Below are 17,880 nucleotides of genomic sequence, written 5' to 3' on the forward strand. Positions count from 1 at the left end.
TTGTCTAAACGCGACTTCGAGTGAGTCGCGTTTTTTTATTGCCAATGCTCAGTACATGATGAAGAAATTAGTGGCTCAATCGGCGGAGGAGTTGCGGTCCAATTGGTGCTTTCGTCAGCAGTCAATTGACGGTTCTCTCCATCGCGCTTTGATTAGGGTATACTGACTTTTTTCATCACATCACATTCGCATGATCTCAAAAACCTTTTCTCAAGATGGTGCTCTCGGTAAAGCGATACCGGGTTTTCAGCCGCGCCAAGCTCAGCTTGATATGGCGGAGTCAGTCAGAAAATCGATTCAAGAACAAGGTCAATTAGTGATCGAGGCGGGTACGGGTACCGGTAAGACATTTGCTTACCTTGTTCCTGCGTTGATGAGTGGGAAAAAAACTATTATTAGTACCGGTTCGAAAAACCTACAAGAACAGCTTTTTCACCGTGACTTACCTTTGATGACCAGCGCTCTGGGCTTTTATGGTCAAGTTGCCCTGCTAAAGGGGCGGGCAAACTATTTATGTTTGGATCGTCTTAGCCGTCAAATGATTGAAAGCCATGGTAATCATTCCGATCCCACATTATTGGCGCAACTGGTTAAAGTCAGAGCATGGTCTTCCGCCACCAAAACGGGCGATTTAGGCGATTGTGATGCGATCGCTGAAGATAGCCCTGTGATCCCAACCATTACCTCAACCAATGACAACTGCTTAGGCAAAGAGTGTCCGAGCTATACCGATTGTTTCGTGCTCAAAGCACGTAAGCGCGCGTTAGACGCCGATGTCGTGGTGGTTAACCACCATCTGTTTTTTGCCGACTTGGCGATCAAAGAAACCGGTTTTGGCGAGTTAATTCCAGAGGCTGAAGTCTTTATCTTTGATGAAGCGCATCAGTTACCCGATATTGCCAGCCAGTATTTTGGTCAGTCAGTGTCGAGTCGTCAGATCCAAGAGCTGAGTAAAGATATTGAGATTGCTTATCGCACTGAAGCGAAAGATATGCGCCAATTGCAAAAAGTGGCGGAAAAACTCAACCAGTCGGCGATGGATATGCGCATCGTGCTTGGCGAGCCTGGGTTTCGTGGCAACTGGCGTGAAGCGATTAAGTCGCTTCCGGTTGCACGTGAGTTAGAGCGCGTTCGAGAGGCGATCGATTTTACCATCGAAGTACTAAAAATAGCGCTGGGTCGGTGCCAATTACTGGATACCGCTTTTGAACGTGCTCATACCATTAAAGGACGTATTGACCGTGTCTGCGATGTTTCGATTACCGGCTATTCTTATTGGTTTGATACTACGCCGCGCCATTTTAGTTTGCATATTACTCCGCTGAGTGTGGCGGATAAGTTCAATGAACAAATTGAACTTAAGCAAGGGGCGTGGATTTTTACCTCGGCAACCTTGGCAGTGAATGGCGACTTTTCCCACTTTACCGAGCGCTTGGGTATTAAGCCACAAGCACAGTTTTCATTACCAAGCCCGTTTGACTATCCCACTCAGGCGCGTTTGTGCGTGCCGCGCTACCTACCAGAACCGAATAGTCCGGGGATGGCAGAAAAATTAGTCTCCATGCTTGCTCCTTTGATTGAGCAGAACCAAGGCCGTTGTTTCTTCCTCTGTACTTCGCATAGCATGATGCGAGACTTGGGGGAGCGTTTCCGAGAGGTGCTTACTGTTCCTGTATTAATGCAAGGCGAGACCAGTAAGCAAAAAACCTTAGCCGAGTTTATGGAGCTAGGAAATGCTTTGCTGGTGGCAACAGGGGCGTTTTGGGAAGGGATTGATGTTAGAGGTGACACCCTTAGCTGTGTTATTATCGACAAATTACCGTTTACCGCGCCGGATGATCCGTTGCTTAAAGCACGTATCGAAGATTGCCGACTTAAAGGTGGCGATCCCTTTGCGCAGGTGCAATTACCCGATGCGGTGATTACACTCAAACAAGGTGTCGGGCGTTTAATACGTGACAAGAAAGACAAAGGGGCGTTGATCATTTGCGATAACCGATTGGTGACACGTGATTATGGTGGCGTCTTCCTTGGCAGTTTACCGCCAATTCCGCGTACGCGAGACTTGGGGGTAATAGAAGACTTTCTTCAACAGATTTCAGAAACAAATAACCAAGATTAGAGAATTGAATGAGCGCAAAAATTCTTGCCCTAGATACTGCAACAGAAAATTGCTCGGTTGCCTTACTAATTAATGACAAAGTCTACTCTCGTAGTGCTGTTGCCCCTCGTGACCATACTAAATTAATTTTGCCTATGGTCGATGAAGTGTTGAAAGAAGCGGGCATCAGTTTGACTGATCTTGACGCATTGGCTTTTGGCCGCGGCCCGGGTAGCTTTACCGGTGTACGTATTGGTATTGGTATCGCACAAGGCTTAGCGTTCGGCGCGGAATTGCCAATGTTGGCGATTTCAACGTTAGAAGCGATGGCGCAAGGTGCATACCGTTTAAATGGCGCAACTCAAGTTGCCAGTGCGATTGATGCGCGCATGAATGAAGTGTACTGGGGACGTTACGTTCGCCAAGAGAACGGCTCATGGATTGCGGTTGATCAAGAGTGTGTCATTGCACCGAATGAGTTGGCACAGCAGATCCAAGCGGATGAATCTGAGTGGGCCACTGTTGGTACTGGTTGGGCGGCTTATCACGAAGCGATGGAGACCTTACCACTGAGTTGTGTGGACGGTGGTGTATTGTATCCAGATGCGCAAGATATCGTGCACCTTGCTCAGTTTGCATTCGCCAATGGTGAAGCAGTGGCGGTTGAAGATTCCACGCCGGTTTACCTACGTGATAACGTCGCGTGGAAAAAACTGCCAGGACGCGAATAGTCGTTTTCGTGAGTTTTCGATAGAGGATAATGGCGAATAGTATGGTGTCGATTAATGGATTACCGGCTGCGATTCCTGGCCCAAAGAAAGCCAATAAGGCCAGTAAACAAAGCAAGATTAATAAGTCGCAAAGTCAGCAATCGACCAGCCAGCCATCAAAGGTGGCTAATGCGGTTGCCCATACCATTCGTCATGTCCAAGAATCCGATATTCACAAAGCCCAAATTCAATACGACCTTCCTGAAGGTCGCAGTCGTAAAGCACTAGAAGAGTATATGCGAGTGATGAATCAGGCTAAACGGGATGAACTGATCCAAATGCTCGGTGTCGATATCTATATCTAATCGGTATGAATATTCAATCCTCGGTACTATTTACTGAGATCTACTAAGAGTGACAGCAGTATGAACATTTCCCTTTTCGTTCGATTTTTTACCGTGGGCATACTCTCTCTAGCAATGCTTGGTTGTGCTTCTTTGCCAGTTAATTTAACCAGTGATAATCCTAACATTGTGACTGATTACCAAACTTGGCAAGCATCGCCTCAAGCGCCCAATGAATTGCGCTTAGGTGGGGTGATTGCGGCAGTGACGAATTTGCCTCAGCAGACGCGTATTGAAGTGGTCAACTTACCAATCAACGGCTCTGGTAAACCTGATATTAATCAAGAGCCAAATGGCCGCTTCGTTGCTTACGTCGAGGGTTTTGCCGATCCTGTTACCTTGAGTAAAGGCCGCCTCGTGACATTGTTAGGGGCCGCTGATGGTTCTGAACAGGGTAAGGTGGGGCAGTTTGATTATACTTTCCCAGTCATGCAAGCAACTGGCTATCATTTGTGGCGTATTGAAGAACGTGTGATTGTTGATGACATTGGCAGTTATATCTACCCTTGCCGCAGTATTCATTGCCGTGATATCCATTACAATACTCGCCAAGGCAGAGTGATCCAAGAAGTGAGATAGATGCTCCGATCCACTTGCTATACGACCTCATCAGGCTCAATTGCGGCGCTAGAGTATGGGGACGCGCAATCGTCTTCTTGCTCATTAGTATTACTGCATGGATGGTTGGATAATGCCGCTAGCTTTCAAACGACCATTGAAGCGCTAATTACTCTCAATCCAAGCATGCATATTTGTGCGATTGATTTACCTGGGCACGGTTTTTCCAGCCACAAATCCGCGGATAACTTCTATCTGTTTTTTGACTATTTAGATGACCTTTACCAGCTTTTGGTGAATATTTCGCCAAACAAGTTGCTGTTAGTTGGACATTCCCTTGGTGCTTTGTTAGCAAGTTGCTATAGTGCCGCCTTTCCTGAACAAGTTGCAGGATTAGTGCAGATTGAAGGCAATGGTCCATTAGCCGAAGAACCGCACAATTGTGTGACACGTTTACGGGCTGGAATTAAAAGTCGACAACGTATTCGCAATAAGCCTCTCCGTACTTTTTCTACCTTAGACGACGCCATTGCTTTGCGTGTTCGAGTGAACCATTTGCTGGCAGAGCAGATTAAGCCAGTGGTTAGCCGAGGTATGTGTGAGCGCGAAAATGGTTGGGCTTGGCGACATGATGTAAAACTGCAAAGTGATTCGTTATATCGCATGGCCAGTGTGCATGCCGCACAGTTTCGCCAACAGATAGTTTGCCCTCAATTGATTATTTTGGGGACAATGGGCTATGAGCATCTTCAACAAGATAACGACAACTTTACCGATGTTGTCTACATTGAAGGTGGACATCACTGCCATTTACAGCAGCCACAAGCCGTCGCAGAGCGGATTTTTGGCTTAGTTAACAAAATTTAAACAAGTGTTTGAGTGTTTCGTGCTCGAACCCTTCGCCTGTGTTGTAATTAGCCATATAAATGACGTGCTATAAGCGCTGTTCATTCTCTATGTTATTACCACACCTGATTTTTTCGAGGAGTAGTTATCGTGGATAAACCTTGGTTGTCTCGTTATCCAAATGAAGTGCCTGAGCACATCAACCCAGATCAGTACCCATCACTGGTTGAAATGTTTGAGCAGTCAGTACAAAAATATGCTGATCAGCCAGCGTTCATGAATATGGGCTCTGTGATGACTTTCCGTAAATTGGAAGAGCGCAGCCGTGCATTCGCCGCTTACTTACAAAACGATCTGAAGCTAAAGAAAGGCGATCGTGTAGCACTGATGATGCCGAACTTGCTGCAATACCCAGTTGCATTGTTTGGTGTGCTTCGTGCAGGTTGTATTGCGGTTAACGTTAACCCTCTTTATACCCCGCGTGAGCTTGAGCATCAGTTAAATGACTCGGGCGCGAAAGCGATCGTGATTGTCTCTAACTTTGCTAACACCCTTGAGCAAGTAGTAGAAAATACGCCGGTTAAGCATGTTATTTTGACCAGTCTTGGTCAAATGCTGCCACGTGCAAAAGGCACGTTAGTAGATTTTGTGGTTAAGTACGTTAAAGGTATGGTGCCTAAGTACGATTTACCTGGTGCAATTTCAATGCGTAAAGCGCTGCACAAAGGTCGTCGTCTACAATACGTGAAACCTTTCATGTCAGGTGATGATATTGCGTTCCTACAGTACACCGGTGGTACCACTGGTGTAGCAAAAGGCGCGATTCTGACTCATCGCAATATGGTTTCAAACGTGCTTCAAGCCAAAGGTGCCTATGGCCCCGTGCTTTCTGAAGGCCGTGAACTTGTTGTAACGGCATTGCCGCTATATCACGTATTTGCTTTAACGGTTAACTGCCTACTGTTTATTGAAATCGGTGGCAATAACCTACTGATCACCAACCCTCGTGATATTCCAGGCTTCATCAAAGAGCTACAAAAATACGCCTTCACTGCCATTACTGGGGTAAATACGCTGTTTAATGCTTTGGTGAATAACGAAGACTTCCACGAGCTAAACTTCAAGAACATGAAGCTATCGGTTGGCGGTGGTATGGCCGTGCAACGTGGCGTGGCTGACAAGTGGAAGAAGATCACGGGTGTTCACCTGCTAGAAGGCTACGGCTTAACAGAATGTGCACCACTGGTGACGGGCAATCCGTACGACCTGACCGATTACACAGGGGCGATTGGCCTACCTGTACCTTCAACAGAAGTGCGAATTGTCGATGAAGAAGGCAACACGCTAGCCAATACTGAAGTCGGTGAGCTACAAGTTCGTGGCCCACAGGTAATGCAAGGCTACTGGCAGCGTCCAGAAGCGACCAAAGAAGTGTTAACCGAAGATGGTTGGCTATCAACCGGCGATATCGTTAAGTTTGATAGCGAAGGCTTGCTGTACATTGTCGACCGTAAGAAAGACATGATTCTGGTCTCTGGCTTTAACGTTTACCCGAATGAACTTGAAGATGTGGTGTCACTGCATGGCAAAGTGTTGGAAGTGGCTGCAATTGGCCAACCGCATGAAGTCTCAGGTGAAGTCGTTAAGCTGTATGTGGTTAAACGTGATCCAAGCTTGACCAAAGAAGAAGTGATCGCTCACTGTCGTCAACATATGACAGGTTACAAGATCCCGAAATTGGTTGAGTTCAAAGATGAACTACCAAAAACCAACGTAGGTAAGATCTTGCGTCGAGTTTTGCGTGAAGAAAACGACGCAAATCTCGCGAAAGCGGCACAAGAAAAAGCGGCGCAAGCAAACGCTGAGTAAGCCAAGCAACCGCGAACATTTAGTGATAGAATGCCGGCTCATGTAGCCGGCATTTTTATGCGAGAATTAAGTGAACTATCAGATTATTACCCAGAGTACCGAGTTAGAAGTTGTCTGTAAGCAAGCAAGAACGGTAGAAGCCGTGATGCTAGACACCGAATTTGTCCGTACCCGAACCTTTTATCCTCAGTTAGGCTTAATTCAGCTATTTGATGGCCAAACGTTATCATTAATCGACCCTCTGGCGATTGATGATATGAGCGCTTTTGTCGATCTACTACAAGACACCTCTGTGACTAAGGTTTTGCATGCTTGCGGTGAAGACCTAGAAGTATTCAACAATAGCTTTGGTTGTTTGCCGCAACCTATGGTTGATACACAGATTATGGCGGCATTTTTAGGCAATGGCCTTTCAACCGGTTTTGCTGCGTTGGTCAATGCTAACTTAGGCGTAGAGCTAGATAAAAGCGAATCACGTACAGACTGGATGGCTCGTCCATTAACACAAAAGCAGCTCGACTATGCGGCGGCTGATGTTCACTACCTGAAGCCTTTGTACGAAAAACTACTCAGCGAGCTTGAACCTACCGGCTGGTGGCCTGCGGCAAAACAAGAGTGTGCTTTAATTGCGTCAAAGCGCATCAAACAAGTCGATACTGACAAAGCGTATCTTGATATTAAAGGTGCGTGGCAATTAAGACCGCGCGAATTGGCAATTCTTAAACCTTTAGCAGCATGGCGTTATAAAGAAGCGATTCGTCGTGATCTCGCATTAAACTTTGTCTTCAAAGAAAATGATTTATTGACCGTCGCGCGCTTAGGTATTCAAAATCGTCATCAAATGGAGCAAGAAGGGGTTGATCCTCGTTCAGCTCAGCGCCACAGCGCACGTATTATTTCATTAGTCAAAGCGGCTAAAGAAACACCGGCAGACCAATATCCAGAAAGCATTGAGCGTCTGATGGATATGCCGGGTTATAAGCAACTGTTCAAAGTGCTTAAAGATGAAGTGAAAAAAGCGTCTGACAAGAGCGGTTTAGCCACAGAATTTCTTGCGTCTAAAAAACAACTTAATAGCTTGTTAACTTGGGTTTGGCGCCGTAATCGTGATGAAGCCAAGCGCCCTGATTTGATGCAAGGCTGGCGTTTAGAGCTGCTCGGTGAAAAACTCGATAAGCTGGTTAAATAAGTTTTCTCGTCGAGTCTCTCTTCAAATTGAATACATTAAAGAAATGGCCAAGTGTTGAAGCACTTGGCCATTTTTTATGGTTTTAGTTTGTTAGTGCTGCTTTATTGTGCAATTGGTCGGTTTTTCTCAGTGCAATCCGATAGCTGTGTCGCACGTCATGGATTTATGCGACTTGAAGCCTATACTGCGCATCTTATCTAATTGAATAAATACTCTTTCTAACCAACGAGAGCTTTAAGGTGTGTCATGTCAGAATTCGATAAAACGGTTTTTATTTCGGTTGATCCTCATGATCCCGACAGCATTGCAAGTGCGTTTCGTGAATATCGTCAGCGCTTAGTTGATGGCACCGCATTTCGACTTCATATGAACACCTTGTTCAACATTGAATTTGTTGATCCTTCTGGGCGAGTGTTAAAGGTGGATGATGCGGGGGCTAATCGTAATTTGGTCAATTGTGTCTTTGAGGCGTATCGACAGTATGAGAAGAATCAGTATGTGAGTGAGCCGGTGCTATTTGCTTGCGCACTCAATTTTCCACAGTTACAGCCAGAGTTAGAGTTGACCGCGCAAGCAATGGTGGATTTTTCACGTAGCCGTAATGATTACAGTGACTTAATGCTTAGTGATAACAATCTTTTTGGTATCGAAGCGCTGTTTTTGCTCGCCAAGGTGAATCCCGCCCACAGTTTTTATCTAAGTAGCTTTGTGGTGCCTTATTGGAATACCGAGTCTTGGACAGTGCCGTTTGATATGTTGATGGCACTGGTCGATGAATTTGGTTGGAGCCGCGATCTAATCAAAGCTTATATTTGGTCAGATGCGGAGCATCTTCGTCGTCATTTTTATCTGGATCGTGATGGCTATCAACATCAAATGGATCTACTTAGCCACTTTGCAGCCCATCCTGAGGATTATCCATGGTTCAAGCAGCAGTTGATCGAGCGTTTAAGTCAGCAACCTTTGCTATCAACGCCGAGAACAGACTCCGAGCATCCGACATTGAGCTTTTACTACAGCTTAGGGCTTTGGCAGGTAGAAGCGCCGTATTATCAACACGAAGCGTATCAAGACCAAGTAAAGCAGCAGTTGATTTTAGGCTTGCGTGTTGATGAAGAAGCCATCGGTTTGCTTGAGCAAGTTAAATTGCAATATCCTGGGGTTAATTTAAGTCAGGTACCGGCATCGTGGCAGCAGGAGAACCGCTATGAGCAATGGGAACATACTCGAATTCGTGATGAGGAACCAGAAGAGGAGATCCCGTTAGAAGAGGTATGGTCAGAACAAGAGTGGCGTTCATGTTATCAGCCGCTTAACCCCCGCTTAGAAAAAATAACGCGGAGTCGATTGGACAATATAGACGATAAAATCAACGGCCTAGACGAGTTGATATTGGAACACTTGCCGACTCATCTTGGCGGGTGCCTTTATGCCACATGGCGCCTCAATGATCATATGGAAAACGAGCCAGAAGAGTATGAATTGATTGAATGGCTTGAAGAGCACTTACCGACGGCTTTAACCGATCCACTTATACGATTTTCCGAGTTAGATAAGGCGCAAAAGGAGGAGGCGCGGACGTGGCTAACTCAAGTGGATTGCGCTAGCGATGATGCACAAATGATCACTTTGTTGGGCAGCCGTTTATTTTGCGACGGCGGTCGAGCTGGCGATATGATTAGTCCAACGCAACCTGCTTATGCATTGCTAAACCATTACGATGGTTATCAGCGCGCCATCTTAACGCTATTTTGGTTAATGGAAGCCTTTGCCAGTGGCGAGCTTGAATCGGATTTAGCCATCTTAGTAAAACGCCATTGGCAATTATGGAATGCCATTGCTCCGCAGAGTGTTATTGAGCATGTCTTCAGTTTTTGGGCCGACTATCCTTTGTATGCGGTGGTGAACAGTGTCGAATTAGAGCAGCAGATTAGTGAGCGTTTGCACGCAACAGGGGTGGCTCAAGCGGATATCGATGTTTACCTATTATTGGCGTATCAAGATGTCGCTTCTTATCGACCAGCGGATGCCCGTTTTTGGCAGTACTATTGTGAACGTGTCAAAGCATTTGCTTGGGCCGAATCTGATGACAACAGTATGATAGGTCGTCATCAATGGGCCGAACGAGAAAAACTGCTCAAATCCTTTGAACGCTGTTACCCAAGTCAAATAGCCCTATTTTTTCAGCATGCAAGAGTGGTGAATCCGGCGGTTGAGTTGCCGATTGAGAGTTGGTTCCAATCGACGTTAATCACCGCTTTGATTGAAAAGTTAGATGAAGAAAAAGCAACCAAAATTAGCGCTCAGATCCTTGATTATTTAGAGTCTGGTGAGGGGGTGGAGTCGTTGAGCCCAGTAGCACTTGGTGTGCCAAAGCTGCAAGGTTGGGATCCGTATGCCTCTTATCGAAAGCAAGTTGGTCCTTCCGATCTTATCTGGTTGCTACCCGAGAAAAAAGCGCAGCGTCTCGCAGTGTTCTTCAGTCAACTAGGCAAGCGAGGCTTACATTGGGTGTGTTGCCACACTGTTGAGGACGCCTATGTTGCTCAGCGTATTATCAACAGCGAGGTTAGTTTAACCGAGCGTTGGAGTGATGAGCATTTAGGCCACAATACCATCAGTAAAGAAAGCTATGGTATGGCGCTGCTTTATGCCCAAGAAGAGTGGGCGCTAGACTGGCTTGATCGAGCTGGTGTGAGTGAATTGATGTTGCTACATTTTGCGACTCATGAGGCTCGTAAACCGGCAAATTTTGTTCAACGCTTAGCCAAAGAGGGAAGAATTCCTGATCTACAAGAGTGGTTAACCGTAGAGAACCGCCTAAAACTGCTTGAAATGTTAGCGTCAGGTGATATCACCAGTTATCGAACGAGCTTAGAAGCATTCCTGTGTGATGATTCGATTCAAGTGCGCAGGGCGGTAGAAAAACTGCTTGAGAGTCAAAATTAATCCGTAAATCAAAAGAGCTTCCAAATGGAAGCTCTTTTGTTATCTGACTGGTGTTGTTTCGGCTGCCCGATTTAGAGTTGCGTTTCAATCGGTAAAATGCCTGCTATCCACGCTCCAATGCGTAGCCAAATACTGGCGTCTGGTTCACTATCATAACGACGGTGGGTTTGATGATTGATCCAAAGAAGGTCACCTTGGTTATCAAGCATTAGCTGATAAGCGCTTTTGTGCAAAATATCGTCCACATTCATCAGGGCATCAGTGACAAATTCAGGCGCGTTGATCAGTACACCCATTTCAGTGTTCAAGAATGCCGAACGAGGATCGAAATTGAATGAGCCTGCAAAAATTTTACGTCCATCAATGACGAAAGTCTTCGCGTGCAGACTGGTGCGGGAACTGCCAAGCCAAGAGTAGTTCTTTTTCGCTTGTGGATCGGCTTTGACTTCGTACAAATTGATGCCTGATTCGATGAGTTGCTTGCGATATTTAGCATACCAACCATGAACGGCAAAGACATCATTGGAAGCGAGTGAATTAGTAATAATGGTAATGTCTAATCCTTCTTGCGCCGCTTTAGTGAGTAAATCCGTGCCCGCTTTAGTGGGGACAAAATAAGGGGAAACTAACACAAATGAAGAGTCAGCCTGACTCAAAATATCGCCTAGCGAATGAAGCATCAACTGGCTTTGATCTGGTTGATAGACCTTACTTGGTTGATCATAGTAGACCTTTGCTTCGCCCCAATAGAGCGGGAGTGTTTTGCCGTTGAGCGCCCTCATTAGTGGCAGTTGATTGATATTGGCTGAATACTCTGAACCGTCGAAATGGTTTCTCAATTGGCGTTGCCACTGCGTCACTTGTTCAGCCGTTGGTGCTTGGCCCACTTCAACGAGTGCTTCTATAGGCGTGGCCGGAGTACTATTCCAGTAAAGATCAAATTGGTGACTAATTTCCGCGACGCTATTACCTGCTAACAGCAGGTCAAAATCGCCAAAATCAACATCATGATTGGCGGCAAAATATTCGTCACCAATGTTACGTCCACCCGCAATCGCAAAAGCACTATCGGCAATCAGTGCTTTATTGTGCATACGTCGATTCATTTGACTGAAGTTGGTTAGGAAGTCGAGCATGCGCAGTACGCGATTATCAAAGGCATTGAAGAGACGCAGTTCGATATTGTCATGCGCTGCAAGTGCAGCCATATCGCTATCGCTGCGTGATTGCATGTCATCAAGTAAGATCCTAACTCTTACACCTCTCTCTGCAGCCTGAAAAATAGCATGAGTGAGCAATGAGCTGGTGCTGTCATCACGATAGATGTAGTACTGTAAATCCAGAGATTGTTCACTGTTTTCAATCAACGCAATTCGAGCGAGTAGAGCTTCTTGGCCATCACTAAGGGGGTAAAAGCCACTCTGGTCTGCCGCGCTAGTTTGATTCTCACTCATGTAGTGGGTAGCTAACTGGCCTAGCTTGGTGTTTGGGTTGAGTGGTAGCGTCAAGGATGATGCTTTGATGACCGAGTCAGGTCGTGAAAAATGCGCATAGAGCGCAGTCGCAACCAATACCGTGATGAGTAATAGAACGCCGGTTCGAAGATAAAACCCAAAGCGACGCGTTGGGCGAGAAGTGGTATGAAATATAGTGCGTCGTGATCTAAACATAACGGGGTAAGTCGTCCTGACTGGTGAATATTCAACGAAGCGAGTTCAGTAGTAATGTCGATTTAAGCATAACGTTACCAAAAATGTTATGACGACGCGGTGAGTCTGAGACCCAGCAAACATTGTTGTTTCTGTTGTTATTCTTTGTAGGCCATTACAACCATTAAAAAGGCTTCCCTTGGGAAGCCTTTTAAAAATAGTCTAGTAACTAGAAAGCCATTCGTTAGCGAGAGGCTTAGCCTGTTGATCGCTTAGCCAGCAAGTACGTCGGTAGCAACCTTGTAGCTTGGATCTTCTTTTACGTTGATCTCAACCAGGCTACCCGCTTTGTGCAGTAGCGCTCGGCAATCTTGGCTTAGGTGACGCAAGTGTAGTGTTTTGCCAGCGGCGGCGTAACGCTCGGCTAGCGTTTCGATGGCTTCAATCGCTGAGTGGTCAGTCACGCGTGAATGAGCGAAGTCGACAATTACTTCTGCTGGGTCATTCTTTGGATTGAATAGCTCAAGGAAGTTAGCTGCGCTACCGAAGAAGATAGGGCCATGGATATGGTAAACCTTAGCTCCTTCTTCATTGGTTTTGCTTGATGCATAAATGTGCTTAGCGTGTTGCCAAGCAAACATCAGCGCCGAGGCGATAACACCCACTGCAACGGCAACCGCAAGGTCAGTCAGTACGGTAACAACAGTCACCAATACGATAACAAAGAAATCTTGTTTTGGTACGCGGCGAGCCAGCTTAAACGTAGCCCACTCGAAGGTGCCAATAACAACCATGAACATTACACCAACCAGAGCGGCAAGTGGGATCATTTCAATCAGTGATGAAGCAAACAAGATGAAGCAAAGTAGCGCGACTGCGGCAACGATGCCAGATAGACGGCCACGGCCACCAGAGTTTACGTTGATCATTGATTGACCAATCATCGCACAGCCACCCATTGCGCCGAATACAGAACAGGTGACGTTCGCAAGACCTTGGCCCATACACTCACGATTAGACTGACCACGGGTATTGGTCATTTCATCCAATACAGTCAGAGTTAGCAGTGATTCAATTAAGCCGATCGCCGCAAGAATGATGGCGTAAGGCAGAATAATTTGCAGTGTTTCCAAGTTGAATGGAACCATCGGAATCGAAAACGTTGGTAGTGAACCTGCCAATGTCGCTGCTTCATCGCCAGACATGGTACGCAGGAAGTCCACCACAGTACGAGTATCTAAATCTAAACCCACTACTAGCGCGGTTACCGTTACGATGGCAACCAATGATGAAGGCACAGCAGTAGTAAACTTAGGTAGGAAGTGAATAATCGCCATCGTCAGCGCGACTAAACCTAGCATCAGCATCATTTGGTCGGTTGGTAACCAGGTTAATGCTCCGCTCATATCAGGCGCTTTGAATTGGCCTAGCTGTGCTAGGAAGATAACGATAGCAAGACCGTTAACGAAACCAATCATTACAGGGTGTGGCACCATGCGAATAAATTTGCCCAGCTTGAATAGGCCGGCGGTAATCTGCAGCAGACCTGCCAGCATAATAGCCGCGAAAAGATATTGCACGCCATGTGATGAAACCAGTGCGACCATTACTACGGCCATTGCGCCAGTTGCACCGGAAATCATACCCGGACGGCCGCCAAAAATAGAGGTGATAAGGCCAACAATGAAAGCGGCATAAAGGCCGACCATAGGGTCGACACCTGCAACGAAGGCAAACGCTACAGCCTCAGGAACCAATGCTAGAGAAACGGTTAAACCTGATAACACATCGTTTTTTACGGAGTGTTTTGAAAATTGAGGGAATTCAAACATATTTGCTCAGTTAGGCTAAGTGTTTAAAATTATTCTGAATTAGACTTGTCGGTTACTAGAGCAAACTGGATGTAAAAGAGCAGCGTAACGTAAGGTAAAATTCAGATCGAGTCGGCGCATGCTACCGAAAACTGTGATTAAGTTCAAGAATGAAGCAGATGTTAACCGATATATGTACGAAATAAATTCTTAGTTAAGAATGTGCTATTTCGATGAGTAGTATTTCTTGAAAGAGAAAAGTGAGAATAAAGAAAAGGCTGCTATTACTAGCAGCCTTTGTTCTTTTATGTTCGGATTAGAAGCTTGGCTTCGTCATTCCTGCGCCTGCTTGGTTCTTAGCAGATTGGCTACCAGCACCAATGGCTTGGTAACGTTCTGTGCGGAACGGTGCAGCGTGAACAGCAATCTCACGTAGTTCTTGAGGACCTGGCGCTTTCGCCATTGGTGAGCTTGCGTGGGCTTTAACTGTTACAACAGGTTCTGTTGTTTTTGCTTCGACCTTAACTGGCTCAATCGTTTCTTCAATCACGACTTCTTCAACTACGACAGTTTCAGCTACGGTAGCTTCTTCTGCGATAGGTGCTTCAACAGCGATTTCAGCAACGGTTTCTTCAACCACAACTTCTTCTACGATTGGCGCTGCGACTGGAGCCGCTTCGACAACCGCTTCAGTTACTGTTTCAACTGCAGTTTCAACAGGTGTTTCGACAACCGTTTCAGCGATCACTGCTTCTACTACTGTCTCTGCGATAGCCGCTGGAGAAGCGATCTTCTCTTCGCGTTGGATAATCACTTTACCCATTGCCATTTCAGGACAAGCGAAACCACCTAATGTCTCTGTTGCTACCGTTGCGACTTCAACTACAGCTGGCTCAGCATGTTTTTGCTGTGCGTGTTGAGAACGAGGCGCTGGTTTTGCTAGATCGAAACGAGGCATCACTTTACCCATTGCCATCTCAGGAGAGGCAACACCACCTTTACGTAGGCGGAATGGGTTAGGGCGACGATCACGTCCACGACGACGACGTTGACCACTTGCACGTAGATGACGAGGTGAACGACGGTTGCGACGTTGTTTGCCATTGTCTGCATCGTTGTCATTGTTGTCAGCTTTTGTTGTTTCAACAGCTGGCTCTACAGCAACAGGAGTTTCAGCCGTAGCGTCGATGATTAGCTCAACAATCTCTTCTGATTGTGCTTGCTGATCTTTCACGCGAACATGCTTAGCCATTTTACGACGTTGACGACGCTCTTTCACTTTCGCTGTTTTTTCTTCAACGCGAGGCTCGACAGCATCAACTTGAGCTTCAGCAGCAAGTTTTAGGCCTTCTTCAGCAACTTTGTTCGGCTTAACATCTTCACGCTTGTTACGGCGGTCTTGACGAGGCTTACGGTTTTGTTGCTTAGGTTCAGCTTGTTGTGCTTTTTGCTCAACATTCGCTTCTTCGCGGTTAGGCTTATTACGCTTGTCGTCACGGTTGCGACGGTTGCGATCATTACGCTCATTGCGATCACCGCGTTCGTTACGCTCGCCACGCTCATTGCGATCACCACGATTATTGCGGTCATTGCGATTGTTGCGATCGTTACGGTTATTGCGACGATTACGATTGTTACGGTTTGGACGCTCGTTCTCTTTCGGCTCTTCTTTCTTCTCTTCTTCTTTGGTTGAACCAAATAGGAAGCTGCCAAGCGCTTTCACAAAGCGGCTAATCAGACCTGGTTGCGCTTCTGCTTCTGGTGCCTTTTTAGCTGGCGCAGCAGGTTTTGCTGGTGCAGCCACAGGAGCGGGTGTTGGCGCCGATTGCGAAGGTGCTGCAAAACCACGTAGAGCCGGTTCTTCAATCTTCTTCGGTTTGATTTCAGTGACCGGTAATTCCTTACCTTCCGCTTCTTTAATTGCATCGAGTTTCTTCGGTAGAAGGTAAGACAGCAAGTCAAACTCTTCGCCTTCACGAACACGAACCACTTCAAAGTGCGGAGTTTCCATATCTGAGTTAGGTACAACTAAGATTTTAACGTCTTGGTTCTTCTCAATATGGTTCACTGAACGGCGTTTTTCGTTCAATAGGTAAGAAGCAATTGGAACAGGCACAACTGCAAGAACTTGCGCGGTGTTATCTTTTAATGCTTCTTCTTCGATCAAACGCAGTACCGAAAGTGCCAGTGATTCGTTATCACGAATAACACCAGTACCTGTACAACGAGGACAAATGTGGTGGCTTGCTTCAGCAAGAGACGGGCTCAAGCGTTGACGAGACATCTCAAGTAGACCAAAGCGAGAAATACGACCAATCTGCACTCGAGCACGATCCATGCGAACCGCGTCACGTAGACGGTTTTCAACTTCACGTTGGTGACGGACAGGGGTCATATCGATGAAATCGATAACCACTAGACCACCAAGGTCGCGTAGGCGTAGCTGACGAGCAATTTCGTCTGCTGCTTCTAAGTTGGTATTTAACGCTGTTTCTTCGATATCGCCGCCTTTAGTTGCACGAGCTGAGTTGATATCGATAGAGGTTAGTGCTTCTGTTGGGTCGATAACGATCGAGCCGCCAGAAGGCAAACGAACTTCGCGTTGGAACGCAGATTCGATTTGGCTTTCAATTTGGTAGTGACTAAATAGCGGCACTTCACCGTCATATTTCTTCACACGGTTAACGAAATCAGGACGTACCAGACGAATGTGCTCAAGAGCGCGATCGTACATAGTGTTGCTGTCGATTAGGATTTCGCCGATATCACGACGCAAGTAGTCACGAATCGCGCGAACGATGACGTTACTTTCTTGGTGAATAAGGAACGGTGCTGGGTTGCTATCAGACGCTTGTTTGATGGCACTCCAGTGGTTAAGAAGAACGTTTAGGTCCCACTCAAGCTCTTCTGCACTCTTACCGACACCAGCTGTGCGCACAATTAGACCCATACCTTGCGGTAGTTCCAAAGTGCTTAGTGCTGCTTTAAGTTGAGTACGCTCGTCACCTTCGATACGGCGAGAAATACCACCGGCGCGAGGGTTGTTAGGCATAAGAACTAGATAACTACCCGCAAGAGAGATAAAAGTGGTTAACGCTGCACCTTTGTTGCCGCGTTCTTCTTTCTCAACTTGTACGATTACTTCTTGTCCTTCCGTTAGCACTTCTTTAATGCTTGGACGGCCTTGGTAGGTATAACCTTGAGGGAAGTATTCGCGAGCAATTTCTTTAAGAGGGAGGAAGCCGTGTCGTTCTGCACCATAGTCAACAAAAGCCGCTTCAAGGCTTGGTTCTATGCGAGTGATACGTCCTTTGTATATGTTTGCTTTTTTAGATTCGTGACCTGGGCTTTCGATATCAAGATCGAATAAGCGCTGACCGTCCACTAAAGCAACACGCAACTCTTCTTTTTGAGTTGCGTTGATTAGCATTCTTTTCATTTATAAATCTCGTTGTCATTTTTTATTGTGCTTGTTGCTTTGTTGTCTCTTTCACGGTGCCAGATCCCATGGTTTATTCAGTGCAGCCTCCCGGCTGGAGGGATGCTCTGGGGCACTCCAGTTCTCACATGCAGTTAACGTGTGAGCCGCGATGTCGGCGGAATATACTCAACATGAAAGGAGATGAGTAGAGCAACAAGAAACCAACGGTGGAAAGGTCTTACGCCGTGTGCTGCGCTCTCTTTTCGTTAGCATTCTACTCATTATTTTTGCGTCTAAATGATTTGATTTGTACATAATTAAATCAGATCACTCTTTGCAGGTGTGAACTATAGCAGTACCCAGTAAAGTCAGC

General features: G+C 46.3%; 11 protein-coding genes. 8 read left to right on the forward strand and 3 right to left on the reverse strand.

Going from position 1 to position 17,880, the window contains the following annotated elements; translation table 11 throughout:
• The first annotated feature begins 190 nt into the window (after positions 1 to 190).
• The 8 genes from RH88_RS11080 (at position 191) to RH88_RS11115 (ending at position 10,626) form a co-directional block, all read left to right on the forward strand.
• Positions 191 to 2,122: a DNA repair helicase YoaA gene (locus RH88_RS11080; protein ID WP_005595933.1), complete on the forward strand. Its 1,932-nt coding sequence runs from the start codon at positions 191 to 193 to the stop codon at positions 2,120 to 2,122.
• Between the two features lie 8 nt (positions 2,123 to 2,130).
• A complete protein-coding gene (gene tsaB, locus RH88_RS11085) occupies positions 2,131 to 2,832 on the forward strand; it encodes a tRNA (adenosine(37)-N6)-threonylcarbamoyltransferase complex dimerization subunit type 1 TsaB (RefSeq protein ID WP_005595935.1) in 702 nt (233 codons plus the stop codon).
• 41 nt (positions 2,833 to 2,873) lie between these two features.
• Entirely contained in the window at positions 2,874 to 3,176 is a 303-nt protein-coding gene (locus RH88_RS11090; protein ID WP_005595937.1) for a hypothetical protein, read from the forward strand.
• Between the two features lie 60 nt (positions 3,177 to 3,236).
• A complete protein-coding gene (locus RH88_RS11095) occupies positions 3,237 to 3,794 on the forward strand; it encodes a Slp family lipoprotein (RefSeq protein ID WP_005595939.1) in 558 nt (185 codons plus the stop codon).
• Positions 3,795 to 4,640, forward strand: coding sequence for an alpha/beta fold hydrolase (locus RH88_RS11100; RefSeq protein WP_005595941.1), 846 nt, complete (start codon positions 3,795 to 3,797; stop codon positions 4,638 to 4,640).
• Positions 4,641 to 4,769: 129 nt separating this feature from the next.
• The gene (gene fadD, locus RH88_RS11105; RefSeq protein WP_005595942.1) at positions 4,770 to 6,488 is read left to right on the forward strand and encodes a long-chain-fatty-acid--CoA ligase FadD; all 1,719 of its coding nucleotides are present in this window, start codon (positions 4,770 to 4,772) and stop codon (positions 6,486 to 6,488) included.
• Between the two features lie 70 nt (positions 6,489 to 6,558).
• Entirely contained in the window at positions 6,559 to 7,677 is a 1,119-nt protein-coding gene (gene rnd / locus RH88_RS11110; RefSeq protein WP_005595944.1) for a ribonuclease D, read from the forward strand.
• 246 nt (positions 7,678 to 7,923) lie between these two features.
• Positions 7,924 to 10,626, forward strand: a complete 2,703-nt coding sequence (locus RH88_RS11115; RefSeq protein ID WP_005595946.1) for a hypothetical protein — start codon at positions 7,924 to 7,926, stop codon at positions 10,624 to 10,626.
• 71 nt (positions 10,627 to 10,697) lie between these two features.
• Here RH88_RS11115 and RH88_RS11120 read toward each other — a convergent pair whose 3' ends face one another.
• The 3 genes from RH88_RS11120 to rne form a co-directional block, all read right to left on the reverse strand.
• Positions 10,698 to 12,296 (reverse strand): phospholipase D family protein, encoded by a 1,599-nt coding sequence (locus tag RH88_RS11120; protein WP_005595947.1) that lies wholly within the window; start codon positions 12,294 to 12,296, stop codon positions 10,698 to 10,700.
• A 251-nt stretch (positions 12,297 to 12,547) separates the two neighbouring features.
• A complete protein-coding gene (locus tag RH88_RS11125; protein ID WP_005595948.1) occupies positions 12,548 to 14,107 on the reverse strand; it encodes a SulP family inorganic anion transporter in 1,560 nt (519 codons plus the stop codon).
• A 295-nt stretch (positions 14,108 to 14,402) separates the two neighbouring features.
• On the reverse strand, positions 14,403 to 17,525 hold the full coding sequence (rne, locus tag RH88_RS11130; protein ID WP_005595950.1) for a ribonuclease E: 3,123 nt from the start codon (positions 17,523 to 17,525) through the stop codon (positions 14,403 to 14,405).
• Positions 17,526 to 17,880 lie beyond the last annotated feature (355 nt).

Origin of the sequence: Vibrio scophthalmi LMG 19158, assembly GCF_000222585.1 — a bacterium.
Taxonomy (GTDB): domain Bacteria; phylum Pseudomonadota; class Gammaproteobacteria; order Enterobacterales; family Vibrionaceae; genus Vibrio; species Vibrio scophthalmi.